The sequence below is a fragment of the Xanthomonas hortorum genome (assembly GCF_040279205.1).
Taxonomy (GTDB): domain Bacteria; phylum Pseudomonadota; class Gammaproteobacteria; order Xanthomonadales; family Xanthomonadaceae; genus Xanthomonas; species Xanthomonas hortorum_F.
Map to the genome: position 1 here is coordinate 1 of NZ_JBEOLS010000089.1, position 13,191 is coordinate 13,191.

The following is a 13,191-nucleotide window of genomic DNA, read 5'->3' on the forward strand; positions in this document are numbered from 1 at the left end:
GGCAAGGACCAGTCGAGATGGTCGGTGTGCGCGGTTTTCAACGAAGCGACCTACGAACTGTCTGGTGCGGTGTCCTCACCGATTGCGGGACCGTGTGGCGGCATGGATGCCGCCACCGAGCCTACATGGACGTACTTGCGGCGTGTCCCGCAAGCGGTGAGTGCACCGCGCCCTCGACGAGATCGGCGTTTAGCATGACGCGCTACCGACCATTGCAGTGCGAATGCCTGGATAATCGGCGCATGTCATTTTCCCATCTCTCGCTGTCGCCGCAGCTGCAACCGTTCTTCGACACCGCGCTGACCCGCGCCGGTCACCACACGCCCACGCCGATCCAGCAGCAGGCGATTCCGCCGATGCTGCAGGGGCGCGATCTGATCGCGATGGCGCAGACCGGCTCGGGCAAGACGCTGGCCTATGCGCTGCCGCTGCTGCAGCAACGCTGTCTCGCTCCGGACATTGCACCACGCGTGCTCGGCGCGCTGGTGCTGGTGCCCACGCGCGAACTCGCCGCGCAGGTCGAAGACACGCTGCATCAGCTGGCGGCGCATCTGCCGCGCCGGCTCAAGATCGTTGCGGCAACCGGCGGCAGTTCGATCAATCCGCAGCTGCTCGCCTTGCGCGGTGGAGCCGACATCGTGGTGGCCACGCCCGGCCGGCTGCTGGATCTGGTCGATCACAACGCGCTGCGTCTGAGCGAGGTCGCCACGCTGGTGCTGGACGAAGCCGACCGCCTGCTGGAGCTGGGCTTCGGCACCGAGCTCGATCGCATCCTTGCCCTATTGCCGGCGCAGCGCCAAAGCGTGCTGTTTTCGGCCACCTTTCCGCCCGGCATCGCATCGCTGGCCAAGCGTCGCCTGCGCGACCCGCTGCGCATCACCATTGTCGCCACGCCAGACGCTGCACCTGCGATCGAGCAACGTGCGATTGCCGTCGACGCCGGCCAACGCACGCAGCTGCTGCGCCATCTGCTGCAGAAGCATGGCTGGTCGCATGTACTGGTGTTCGTCGCCAGCCGGCACACTGCTGAAAAAGTCGCCGAAAAACTGACCAAGACCGGCATCACTGCGCAGCCGTTGCATGGCGAGTTGAGCCAGGGCCGTCGCGAGCGCACCTTGTACGCCTTCAAGCAACGCGAGGTGCAGGTGCTGGTGGCCACCGATCTGGCCGGGCGTGGCATCGATATCGACGCGCTGCCGGCGGTGGTCAATTACGACCTGCCGCGTTCGACCGTGGATTACACCCACCGCATCGGCCGCACCGCACGCGCAGGCGCCAGCGGGGTGGCGATCAGCTTCGTCACTGCGGAGAGCCAGCCGCAATGGGGCCTGATCGAAAAACGTCAGGGGCTGCGCGTGCCGACCAGCGTGGTTGCCGGCTTTGAACCGACCCTGGCGACAGATGCGCCTGCAACGGAAACGCCGAACACCGACACACGCGCTCCGGACGACAACGGCGGCATCAAGGGCAAGCGGCCAAGCAAGAAGGACAAGCTGCGCGCAGCGGCAGCACACGCAGGCAAACCGAACTGAGAGCGGGGGGTTACGTGTAACGCGCCATCGTCACGCGGAGGTGGCAGGCGCGGGAACCGCGCTTGAACACGCAGCACATGCGCAGGTCGGGCAGCGTCCAGCACGCGTCAATCCCGGTCTTGCGTGAGCAGACATCTGCTGCCAAACACGTGCCTCTTGTAGACCACGCGATCTGTCTTTAGATCCGCTGAGGCAACACGCGGTGACGGCCACCCGCATTACTGATCACGCCCAAGCAAAATCTTGCCAACGCAGCGGCAATCCACCGTCACGTCTACGCGGCAAAGACTCAGTCCTGCTCGAAATCCAGCTCGCCGCCCATGCCGCTATCGCCATCCACGCGCGGGGTCCGCTTGCCGGGCTTGCGCAGGATTTCCACGAAGAACTGCTCGCCGCCTTCACTGGTGAGCGCATTGATCGAGCGGATCAGCTCGGCCGGCGGCAGCGGCGCGGCGCTGGCCTCGTCCACCCCGAAGCGCATGTCGAAGTCCCAATAATCCGCACCTTCCGGCAAGTCCTTGCGGCGCTCGCGGCGGATGTACTTGCGGATATCGTTCTTGCTGGACTCCAGCAGACGATCGCGGTTCTTGCCTTCGAGGTTGAGCTGGTAGGTCTTGCGCATGGCGACATCGGTTGGGAACTGGCCGCCTATTGTGAGGCCACACGGCCGTTCTGGGTGAATCGGCGGCTGTCCGGGCGGGATTCGGGCCTGCACTGCGACCGAAGCCGGGAACCTCCCCGACGCGTGCCGGTCCTGGCCTTCGGGCGGAAGCTCGGTCAATCCGCTGAGACACCGCGCCGCTGCAATGCTGCAATGCTGCAATGGCAGTGGAGTGAGAATCGCGCGAGCGACACTGTTACGCGATCTCTGCGACGGGGCTCTCGCCACCGTCGCAGACCCAACTCATGCGTACTTGGCAGGCGTCGGTGCGCCGCTGTTCTCCGGGCGGATCTTGAACCAGATCGAATACATCGCCGGCAGAAACACCAAGGTCAAAATCGTGCCGGCCAGGGTGCCGCCGATCAGCGTGTAGGCCAGCGTGCCCCAGAACACCGAATGGGTGAGCGGGATGAACGCCAGGATCGCGGCTAGCGCGGTCAGGATCACCGGCCTGGCACGCTGCACGGTGGCTTCCACCAGGGCGTGGAACGGGTCCAGCCCTTCGGCCTCGTTGTGATGGATCTGCCCGATCAGGATCAGCGTGTTGCGCATCAAGATGCCCGAGAGCGCAATCAAGCCCACCAGTGCATTGATGCCGAACGGCTGCTGGAACAGGATCAAGGTGGGCACCACGCCGATCAGGCCCAGCGGGCTGGTCAGGAACACCATCACCATCGCCGACATCGAGCGCACCTGCAGGATGATGATGATCAAGGTGACCGCCAGCATGATCGGGAACAACGGCAGCATCGCGGCAGTCGCCTTGCCGGACTCCTCGATGGAACCGGCCTCCTTGATCTGATAGCCGCTGGGCAGTTTGTCGATGATCGGCTGCAACTGCTTGGTGATCGCGGCCGAGACATCCGGCGGCTGCAGTTGGTCGTCGACATCGCCGCCCACCGTGATCGTCGGCACACGATCGCGGCGGCGCAGGATCGGCTCTTCCATCCGCACATCCACGCTGCCCACCTGCGACAGCGGCACGCGTTGGCCATTGGCACCGGCCAGGGTGAAATCGGCGATGCGTGCCGGATCAAAACGTGTCTCGCCGGCCGAACGCGCCACCACCTGCACGCTGCGAATATCTTCGCGCACCAGCGTGATCGGCACACCGCTGAGCAGGAACTGCAGCTGCTGAGCGACTGCGCTCGAGGTCAGCCCCACTGCCTGCAGACGATCCTGCTCCAGGGTGAAATGCAGCGTTGGGGTGCGGGTGCCCCAGTCGGTGTTGACGGTACGCAGCATCGGGCTGTCCTGCAGGACCTGCTTCACCTGCGCGGCGATACCGCGCAACACCTGCGGGTCGGCACCACTGACACGGTACGCCACCGGAAATTGCGAGTACGGGCCGAAGGTCAGTTGCGTCACACGCACGCGGGCCTCCGGCGCCAGGCCTTCGGAGACGGCCTTGCGCATGCGCAGCTTCAATGCATCGCGTTCGTGCGGATTGTCGGTGCGCACCACGATCTTGGCAAAGGAGGGATCCGGCAACTCCGGGCCCATTGCAAGGAAGAAGCGCGGCGCGCCCTGCCCGATATACGCGGTGACAATCTTCGCTTCGTCCTGCTTGGCAAGCCAGGCTTCCAGCTTGGCGGTGGCGGCACTGGTCTGGGTAATCGAAGTGCCGTATGGCATCTGCACTTCCACCAAGACTTCGGGACGATCGGAGATCGGGAAGAACTGCTTCTTGACGATGCCCATGCCAAGAATCGCGAGCACGAACAACCCGATCACCGAACCGGCCACCAGCCATTTGCGTGCGATGACACGCTCCAGCGCAGTGCGGAAGCGGTTGTAGCGCGGCGTGTCGTACATCGCGGCGTGGCCGCCTTCGATCTTCTTCAGGTCGGGCAGCATCTTGACGCCCAGATAGGGAGTGAACACCACCGCCACCACCCACGACACGATCAACGCGATCCCCACGATCCAGAACATGTTGCTGGTGTATTCGCCGGCAGTGGAAGCGGCAAACCCGTTCGGCATGAAGCCGACCGCCGTCACCAACGTACCGGACAACATCGGCGCGGCGGTGTGGCTCCACGCATACGCCGACGCGGCGACGCGGCTGTAGCCTTCTTCCATCTTCACTACCATCATCTCGATGGCGATGATGGCGTCGTCCACCAACAGCCCCAGCGCCAGGATCAACGAGCCCAGCGTGATGCGGTCGAAATTCTTGCCGGTGGCCAGCATGACCACGAACACCGCTGCCAATGTCAGCGGCACCGCGGCCGCCACCACGATGCCCACGCGCCAGCCCATGCTGACGAAGCACACCAGCATCACCACCAGCAGCGCGACGAAGAACTTGGTCATGAACTCGCCCACCGATGCGTCGATGTTGACCGCCTGGTCGGTGACCTTGCTCAGGCGCATGCCCAGCGGCAGCTCGGCATTGATTGCGCACACTTCGCTATCCAGCGACTTGCCCAACTCCAGGCCGTTCCAGCCATCGCGCATGATGATGCCCAGCAGCAATGCCGGCTCGCCGCCACTGCGGATCATGAAGGTGGACGGATCTTCATAACCACGTTTGACGCTGGCGATATCGGACAGCTTCAAGCTGCGGCCCTGCACCACCAGCGGGGTATCGCGAATCTTCTGCAAACTGTCGAGCGCACCGTCCAGGCGAATGAACACCTGCGGCCCGCGTGTTTCCACCGACCCTGCAGCATTCAAGGCGTTTTGCGCATTGAGCGCGGCAAACACCTCCTGCGGACTGACCCCCAGCGTAGCCAGACGTTCGTGCGAGAACTCGACAAAGATGCGCTCGGGCTGCTCGCCGATGATGTTGACCTTCTTGACGCCCGGCACATGCAACATGCGCTGGCGCAGGCTTTCCGCATCGCGCGCGAGCAAGCGTTGCGGCTCGCCCTTGGCCTTCAGTGCGAACAGCGCAAAGGTGACATCGGCATATTCGTCGTTGACCATCGGCCCGATCACGCCGGCCGGCAGGTTGCCGACTTCATCGCCCACCTTCTTGCGCGCCTGATAGAACTGCTCCTGCACCTGGCTGGGCGGTGTGCTGTCCAGCAACGTCAACGTCGTAAACGCAAGACCGGGGCGCGTATAGGTTTCGCTGCGGTCGTACCAGCGCAGTTCCTGCAGGCGCTTTTCGAGTTTTTCGGCGACCTGGTCCTGCATTTCCTGCGGCGTTGCGCCCGGCCAGGCGGTGATGATGGTCATCACCTTGACAGTGAATGCCGGGTCCTCCGCACGGCCAAGCTTGAGGAACGCGACCAGGCCGGCCAACGAAATCAGAAAGATCAGGAACAGCGTGATGGAGCGCTCGCGCACCGCGAGCGCCGAGAGATTGAAGCGGCCCTCGCTCACGGCTGCGCTCCTGCCGCGCTCGCGGTCTTGGTAGCACTGGTCGCGCCACTGGCAGGCGCAATCGTGTTGGCTACCCGCACCTGCTCACCTTCGCGCAACAGGTGCGCACCCAGCGCTACGATGCGCTCACCACGCGCCAGCTTGCCGGCCACGTTGGCATGGTCGTCGTCCAGGCCCAGCACCGTCACCGGCCGCCAGCTCACCTTGGCCGGATTGCCGGCAATCACCCACACCCCCGTCCCCTTGCCCGCATCGAACAGCGCGGCCAGCGGCACCTGCAGCCCGGCCTGCGTGCTGGCGGCCGGGCCGTCGGCAATGCGGATGCTGACGGTAGTGCCCAGCGGCGCATCGGCCAATGCGCCGTCGAGCACGTAACGCGCCTCGAAGGTGCGGGTCAGCCGGTCTGCGCTGTCGGACAGCTGACGCAGCGTGGCCGGCACCGTGACGCCTGCATTGCCGAACAGCGTGGCCTGCGCGACCGAGCCAACCGGCGGGCGCAATGTTTCCGGCAGCTGCACGATCGCCTCGCGGCGCCCGGCATGCGCCAGCCGCACCACCGGCTGGCCGGCGGCCACGACCTGCCCTGGTTCGACCAGTGTTTCCATCACCACGCCGTCGGCGTCGGCCAACAGATCGCTGTAGCGCTTGGAATTGCGGGCCACCTCGGCCTGCGCCTGGGCCGCGCTCAGCTGCGCCTTGGCGGCATCCGCTGCGGCCTTGATCTGGTCGTAGGCGGAGGCGGAGATGGCGCCGGTGCCACGCAGATCGCGGTAGCGCGCCTCATCGTCGGCAGTCTGCTGCGCGCGTGCCTGCGCGGCTGCCACCGCGTCCTGCTGCGCGCGTGCGGCGAGCTGGAGATCGACCGGGTCGATCCGCAACAACGGCTGCCCACGCGTGACCCGCTGGCCGGTATCGACCAGCCGCTCCAGCACCTTGCCGGAAACCCGGAAGCCCAGATCGCTCTGCACCCGCGCGGCGACCGTGCCGGAGAAGCTGCGCGCTGCCGTACCGGCCTCTTCGACGGTGGCCACGCGCACCAGCGGGGTCGCAGTGCGGGGGTCGGGCGGCGGCGCCTCGCCGCAGGCGATCAATGCCAGCGGCAGCGCACACAGGAAAGTGGAGATAACGAGGCGGCGGCGAAGCATGGAAATCCCAGTGCGTGCTGTTGAAGGCTCGCATCTTGAGACTTGTGACCATATCAGTCAATAGTCACTATCGATTTTCAGGGCGAAAGGCTCCGCAACACCAGACCCGACAGCAGCAGCGGCACCTCGTCGGCGTGCTCCAGACTGTGCTGCAGCAACAGCGGATTCATGTACGGGCGCATCACCACGTAGATCGCCTGGGTGGCCTCGTCCAGTGGCGTCTTGCGCTCGAAATCGCCACTTTGCCGGCCTTGCTGCAACACGTCCTGCAGCACTTTCTGGATGCGCACCTCGTAAGCAATCACCGACTGCCAGCGCTCGGTCGCCGCCGAGGCCGCAATCTCATACAGCTTGCGATCCTGGAAAAACAAGCGAAGGCTGGCCTCGATAATCACCTTGAACAGCCGCCGCAGCTTCTCGGGCGGCTGCTCGGCCTCGTCCACCGCCGCGCGCACCTCGGTCTCGATCTCGCGCAGACAGTTGGTGCAGATCATCTCGCCGATGGCCTGCTTGGATTCGAAGAACTTGTAGATATAGGCCTTGGAAAACCCGATCGCCTTGGCCAGATCGGACACGGCCGTCTTCTCGTAGCCGTAGCGGCTGAAGTGCTCGGTTGCCGCTGCCACGATCTGGTCGCGCACATCGTGATCGGCCGGACCACGGCCTGAAACGGGATAGCTGGATGCTTTGCTCATGCGAACAGCTTAGCGCTCAAACACAATCCACACAAAAGTGACTATTTCGTATTATAGTCACAGCTCGCCATTGCTTTCTTCGGTACCGTCATGTCGTCACTTCGCACCCTTGCCGCGCTCATCGCCGCCAGTCTTGCCGCAGGCTGCGCCGTTGGCCCCGAGTACACCCGCCCCTCGGCGCCCCTGCCGGATCGCTATCTCGGCCAGGCAGCGACCGAGCAGCGCCAGGCCGCCATACGGGCCGATCTATCGACCTGGTGGACTGGTTTCGACGACCCGGACCTGAGCCGCTACGTTACCCAGGCGCTGGCGCAGAACCTGGACCTGGCCCAGGCCAGCGCACGTGTCACCCAGGCCCGCGCCGGGCTGACCGCCGCCACGGCCGCACTGCTGCCTTCAGGCAACATCAGCGGCAACGCGACCCGCGCCTATCAGTCGCTGGAAACGCCGCTCGGCCAGGTGCTCAACAGCACGCCCAACTTCGACCGCTATGCCAGCACCTATGAAGCCAACCTGGGCGCGAGCTGGGAGCTGGATCTGTTCGGCGGCCTGCGTCGCGGGCGCCAGGCCGCACTCGCCGACTACCAGGCCAGCGAAGCCGGTGCAGCGGCCACCCGTCTGGCGGTGGCCGCGCAGACCGCCGACATCTACATCAGCATCCGCGGCCTGCAGGCACGGCTGGAGGTGGCGCAGCGCCAGGTCGCCACGCAACAGGGCCTGCTGTCCATGGTGACGCTGCTGCATGGCAAAGGACTCGCCCCCGAGCTGCAGCTGCACCAGGCGCAAGGCGCGCTTGCACAGGCGCAGGCATCGGTGCCCGGTATCGAAAGCGGCCTGGTCGCGGCGATGAATGCACTGGACGTGATGTTGGGTGTTGCGCCAGGGACGCATCGTGCAGAGCTGGCCGCAAGCAAACCCATTCCGCTTGCACCGCGCATTGCCGAAACGGGCACGCCCGGCGACCTGCTGCGGCGCCGCCCGGACCTGATCGTCGCCGAGCGCCGGCTGGCAGCGTCGAACGCGCGCATCGGCGTGGCGATGGCCGAGTACTACCCGAAATTTTCGCTCAGTGGATTACTCGGCAGCGCCACCGCCATCTCCGGCGCCAACCTGTTCACCAGCGATGCCAGCCAATCTGCCGGCGTGCTGGGTTTGCGCTGGCGGCTGTTCGATTTCGGTCGCATCAATGCGCAGATCGCACAGGCCAAGGGACAGGAAGCCGAGCAGCTGGCCGCGTATCGCCTGGCCGTGTTGCGCGCCACGGAAGACGTGGAGAATGCGTTGACCGCACTGGTCAAACGCGAGCAGCAGGCAGCGGTGCTATCGCAAGGTGTGGATGCACTGGGCAAGGCGCGTGGTGCATCGGCGCTGGCCTATGAGAAAGGCGTGGTCAGCCTGATCGAAGTCTTGAATGCCGACGACAGCTTGCTGCGTGCCTCCGATGCACAGGTGCAGGCACGCACCGATGCGGCACGCAGTGCAGTGGCCACCTTCAAGGCGTTGGGCGGCGGCTGGCAATCCGGCGCCACCGATGCGGTTGCGGTGCAGTAGTCGCCACCAGGTTGCATGTTGATGCTGTAGCGCCATCGACGCGATGCCACTCGCTCAAGTGGCATCGCGCAACGCATCGGCGTGTTCAGTGCGCGTGGAAGCGAATGCCCTGATTGATCGTGCATTGATACGCCAACAGTGGCCCGCGTTGCTGCAGACTCGGCAGGTCGTACATGTAGGTCGTCAGCCGCACACTGTTGTCGGCAAGCACCTGGTAGCGCTGGAACTGCTGGAACGGCCTGCCATCGCTGCTGGCAGCGATGAACTGGGTGTCGGAAAACGCCAAGGTGCCGTCCGCGGTAAGACGGTAGGCGCCGATGCGCACACCACCGCGGCTGCGACTGGATGCAGTGCCCGCTTCGGCCGTGCAGCGCGACAGATCGACCGACACCGCCACATTGCGGCCGGCCTCCAACGCATCGATCAGGCTCGCTTGCGTGTTCAACGATTGCGTGGCGAATGCGGGAACCGCGCTGGCTGACAGCACTGCGATAGCAAGTGAAAAATACAGACGTGAGGACATGTGCTTTCTCGGTAATGAGGGGGCAAACGCAATCAATCGGCGTGGAAGCGGATGCCCTGGTTGATCGTGCATTGATAGGCCAGCACCGGGCCACGTTGTTGCAGACCCGGCAGGTCGTACATGTAGGTGGTGAAACGCACGCTGCCATCCGGGCGTAGCTGATAACGCATGAACTGCTGGATCGGCTTGCCGTCGTTGGCCACGGTGAAATGCGAGCCGGAGAATGCGGCGGTGCCGTCCTCGGTGATGCGATAGGCATCGATATGGCGGCCACCACGGGTCTGGGTGACCGGGGTGCCTTCTTCGGGCGTGCAGCGAGCGAGATCGGTGGTCAGGCTGACGTCATAGCCGGCCTCCAGGGCCGCGAGTACTTCAGCACGGGTGTTGAGCGATTCGCTGGCCCAGGCGGGTAGCGCGCAAGCGCACAGCGTGGCGAGCAAGGCAGTGGCAGCAAGACGGGGCATGGCGGACTCCAGGCGGACGAGGGGATGAAGCGACCTGGACTGTAATCAGCCCAGGCCAATCAACATGACCTAATCCTGTACGCACCGGTGCAGTGCGCTACGCATCACGCTGCATGATTGCGCTGTTTGGCGAAATCCGCGCGAGATGGCGAGCTATGCGCTATGCCTGCGCGCGCAGATCAAGATCCCGCTGGAAGGAGCGATAAGCCCCTCTCCCATCGGGAGAGGGGTTGGGGTGAGGGTACGGAGCGAAGCTACTCGCATCGTCCAACCTCACGAGGCTGCGCCCGTACCCTCATCCGCCCCTGCGGGGCACCTTCTCCCGAGGGGAGAAGGGTTAAAGCCCCTCTCCTGCGGGAGAGGGGTTGGGGTGAGGGTACGGAGCGAAGCTGCTCGCATCGTCCAACTACACGAGGCTGCGCTCGTACCCTCATCCGCCCCTGCGGGGCACCTTCTCCCGACGGGAGAAGGGTTTAAAGCCCCTCTCCTGCGGGAGAGGGGTTGGGGTGAGGGTACGGAGCGAAGCTGCTCGCATCGTCCAACTACACGAGGCTGCGCTCGTACCCTCATCCGCCCCTGCGGGGCACCTTCTCCCGACGGGAGAAGGGTTAAAGCCCCTCTCCCGTCGGGAGAGGGGTTGGGGTGAGGGTACGGCCACCTACAAACGCGCATTGACCTCGCGCGGCACATGTTCCGGCTTCGGCTGTAACGCCGGCATCGCGCCCAACAACAGACGCTCGGCCAATGCGCGTGTAGCAACGCGCAACTCCGGCACAGCAGTGATTTCCCAATAGCGCCCACGCAACAGCGGACCAACGCAATACAGCCCCGGCACGATTTGCCCGGCGCCATCGCGCACCCGCAATTGCGCGTCGGTGTCCACACCCAGCCCAAGCGGATCCGCACGCAACAAACCGGCTTCGCGCATGCCGGCGATCAGCGGATCGCTGGTGCGGTCGATGTCGGTATCCAAGCCGGTGGCGCGGATCACCGCGTCGTAGTGACCGGTCTGCGCGTCGGCAGCACCACGCGGGCGGATCACCGCTTCCACGCCATCGGGCACCCAACGTGCACGCAGCAAGCGTGCTGCGGTCACCTGCAATTGGCCCGAGGCCTGGAGCTGCGCCAGTTGCTCCGCCGCGCCCGGCGCAACGCGGTGCCGCGCCACCTCCCAATACGGCCGCAAGTGGCGCAGAAAGCGTGCACGCTCAGGCAACTCCAGCCGCTGCCACAGCGGTTGCAGATGCGGGCGCAAGGCATCCACCACGCGCCGCCAATCGTCGACCACCGCACTCAGCTGACGCACGCCGCGTAGCAGGCCACGCAGGTCGGCGTCCTTGAGCGCGCGCTGCAGATGCGGCGGCAATTCCAGCGCCGCGCCTGGCTGACGCAGATGCGCCTGTGGTGCCAGCCCCCGCCGCGAGATCGCCGTCAGCCGGCCACGATGGCCGCGCGCATGCAGGGTCAATGCCACATCCACCATGGTCAGCCCGGTGCCGACGATCAGCACGTCATCGTCGGGCGACAACTGCGCCAGGGCATCACCTTGCCACGGCCACCCGATGTAGCGCGGATGCACGCTCAAGCGCGGGCCGATGCCGGCAAGCGCCTGCGGTTGCAGTGCACCGACCGCCAACACCACCCGGTCGCTGTGGAAGGCGTCGCCATTGGCCAGAAACACCCGAAAGCCCTTGCGCACGCGCTCCACTGCCACCGCTTCCTGCGACAGCCGCACGATCGAGGCCTGCGCGCCGCTGACCGCGGTATCCAGCTCGCTGCGCAGATAATCGCCGTAGGCCAGGCGCGGCAGGAATTCCAGTCGCCCGCTATCGCCCAGATGCAAGGTCTCTGCGAATGCGCCGGGCGCCTGCGCATCGATCCCCAGGTCCTTGGCGCGCACGTTGAGCAAGTGCTCCGGCCGCGCCGCACCATACGCAATGCCGCTGCCGAAGGTCTCGGCCACGCCGACCAAAGTGATGCGGACCTGCGCGTCGGCCGTCTGCGCCAGCGCACGGACCAGCGCGGTGCCGCAAAAGCCGGCACCGATGACGGTGATATGGGTTTCCATGTGCAACTCCCACTGAATGACCCGCACGTTGTGCCCGCAGCGCGGCCCGAACGTGTAAACAAATGGTTAGCGGCGAGCAAGCGAAAACGCATGAGCTGATCATCGTTGGTGATGAGGCTTGCGTCGCAGGCTGCGCGCACACCGTATTGCACGCAGATGACAGCGCACGCAACCGCAGGTAGATGCTGGTGCATGGCTCACCGCCCGGCTCGCAGCGCGGCGCTGCGCACCGCGATTTGGATCTTGGGTGCGCTTGCGATGGTTCAGACGACACCGCCATGTCCCCCAACAACCCGTATGACCACGCTGCTCAATAATGCCGGTTTCCCCATCGAGTGCCCGCCATGCCCATTCCTGCAGCACGCCCGCAACTCGCGCCGCGCGACCAACGCGTCCTGATCGCCGGCGGTAGCCGTGGCATCGGCCTGGCCATTGCCGACGCGTTCGTGCGCAACGGCGCGCACGTCTCGCTGTGCGCACGCAATGCCGACGGCCTAGCACACGCCGCACATGCGTTGGCGCCGCATGGCGCACCGGTCCACACCTTCGCCTGCGACCTGTCGGATGCTGCGCAAATCGAGGCCTATGTGGACGCTGCAGCGCAGGCATTGAATGGCCTGGACGTGGTGATCAACAACGCCTCCGGCTATGGACACGGCAATGACGATGCAAGCTGGCAGGCAGGTCTGGACGTGGATCTGATGGCTGCAGTGCGCTGCAATCGCGCCGCGCTGCCACACTTACGCAACAGCGCTGCGGCGGTGATCCTCAACATCAGCTCGATCAACGCGCAGCGCCCCACGCCGCGTGCGATCGCCTATTCCACCGCCAAGGCGGCGCTCAATTACTACACCACCACGCTGGCGGCCGAACTGGCGCGCGAGCGCATCCGCGTCAACGCGATTGCGCCGGGCTCGATCGAATTTCCGGACGGGCTATGGGCGCGGCGTCGCGACGAAGAACCGGGACTGTATGCACGCATCCGCGAGAGCATTCCGTTCGGTGGATTCGGGCAGGTGCAGCACATTGCCGATGCGGCGTTGTTTCTCGCCTCTCCGCAAGCACTCTGGATCACCGGGCAAGTGCTGGCGGTGGATGGTGGGCAGTCGTTGGGGGTTTGAGCGCATTGCATGCGCTGGCGGAGCATATCTCTCAGCCGCACGTACATCCGTAGGAGCGCGCTTGCGCGCGATGAGGCGTTACCGATAACGCCCCATCG

The 13,191-nt window shown here is 65.2% G+C and carries 10 protein-coding genes; 3 read left to right on the forward strand and 7 right to left on the reverse strand.

The window, feature by feature from the left end; genetic code table 11:
• Nucleotides 1–242: 242 nt before the first annotated feature.
• Nucleotides 243–1,532 (forward strand): DEAD/DEAH box helicase, encoded by a 1,290-nt coding sequence (locus ABS769_RS21310; protein WP_317061970.1) that lies wholly within the window; start codon nucleotides 243–245, stop codon nucleotides 1,530–1,532.
• Between the two features lie 289 nt (nucleotides 1,533–1,821).
• Here the strand turns inward: ABS769_RS21310 and ABS769_RS21315 are convergent, their stop codons facing one another.
• The 4 genes from ABS769_RS21315 to ABS769_RS21330 all read right to left on the reverse strand — a co-directional run bounded on the left by ABS769_RS21315 (nucleotide 1,822) and on the right by ABS769_RS21330 (nucleotide 7,366).
• Nucleotides 1,822–2,154, reverse strand: a complete 333-nt coding sequence (locus ABS769_RS21315; protein WP_317061971.1) for a DUF6172 family protein — start codon at nucleotides 2,152–2,154, stop codon at nucleotides 1,822–1,824.
• Between the two features lie 282 nt (nucleotides 2,155–2,436).
• Nucleotides 2,437–5,526 carry an efflux RND transporter permease subunit gene (locus ABS769_RS21320; RefSeq protein ID WP_317061972.1) on the reverse strand — a complete coding sequence of 1,030 codons (3,090 nt, stop codon included), beginning with the start codon at nucleotides 5,524–5,526 and terminating at the stop codon, nucleotides 2,437–2,439.
• Nucleotides 5,523–6,671: an efflux RND transporter periplasmic adaptor subunit gene (locus tag ABS769_RS21325; RefSeq protein ID WP_317061973.1), complete on the reverse strand. Its 1,149-nt coding sequence runs from the start codon at nucleotides 6,669–6,671 to the stop codon at nucleotides 5,523–5,525. The genes ABS769_RS21320 and ABS769_RS21325 overlap by 4 nt, the downstream gene beginning before the upstream one ends.
• 77 nt (nucleotides 6,672–6,748) lie before the next feature.
• Complete coding sequence (locus tag ABS769_RS21330; protein WP_317061974.1) at nucleotides 6,749–7,366, reverse strand: TetR/AcrR family transcriptional regulator; 618 nt, start codon at nucleotides 7,364–7,366, stop codon at nucleotides 6,749–6,751.
• Between the two features lie 90 nt (nucleotides 7,367–7,456).
• Between ABS769_RS21330 and ABS769_RS21335 the strand changes: the two genes are divergently transcribed.
• Nucleotides 7,457–8,917 carry an efflux transporter outer membrane subunit gene (locus ABS769_RS21335; protein ID WP_317061975.1) on the forward strand — a complete coding sequence of 487 codons (1,461 nt, stop codon included), beginning with the start codon at nucleotides 7,457–7,459 and terminating at the stop codon, nucleotides 8,915–8,917.
• Between the two features lie 85 nt (nucleotides 8,918–9,002).
• On the opposite strand, the gene ABS769_RS21340 is transcribed toward ABS769_RS21335, so the two are convergent.
• The 3 genes from ABS769_RS21340 to ABS769_RS21350 form a co-directional block, all read right to left on the reverse strand.
• Complete coding sequence (locus ABS769_RS21340; RefSeq protein WP_317061976.1) at nucleotides 9,003–9,440, reverse strand: VirK family protein; 438 nt, start codon at nucleotides 9,438–9,440, stop codon at nucleotides 9,003–9,005.
• Between the two features lie 32 nt (nucleotides 9,441–9,472).
• Nucleotides 9,473–9,904 carry a VirK family protein gene (locus ABS769_RS21345; protein WP_006448758.1) on the reverse strand — a complete coding sequence of 144 codons (432 nt, stop codon included), beginning with the start codon at nucleotides 9,902–9,904 and terminating at the stop codon, nucleotides 9,473–9,475.
• A gap of 658 nt (nucleotides 9,905–10,562) precedes the next feature.
• On the reverse strand, nucleotides 10,563–11,972 hold the full coding sequence (locus tag ABS769_RS21350) for an FAD/NAD(P)-binding protein (RefSeq protein ID WP_317061977.1): 1,410 nt from the start codon (nucleotides 11,970–11,972) through the stop codon (nucleotides 10,563–10,565).
• A gap of 344 nt (nucleotides 11,973–12,316) precedes the next feature.
• Between ABS769_RS21350 and ABS769_RS21355 the strand changes: the two genes are divergently transcribed.
• Nucleotides 12,317–13,093 (forward strand): SDR family NAD(P)-dependent oxidoreductase, encoded by a 777-nt coding sequence (locus tag ABS769_RS21355; protein ID WP_317061978.1) that lies wholly within the window; start codon nucleotides 12,317–12,319, stop codon nucleotides 13,091–13,093.
• The last annotated feature ends 98 nt before the right edge of the window (nucleotides 13,094–13,191 follow it).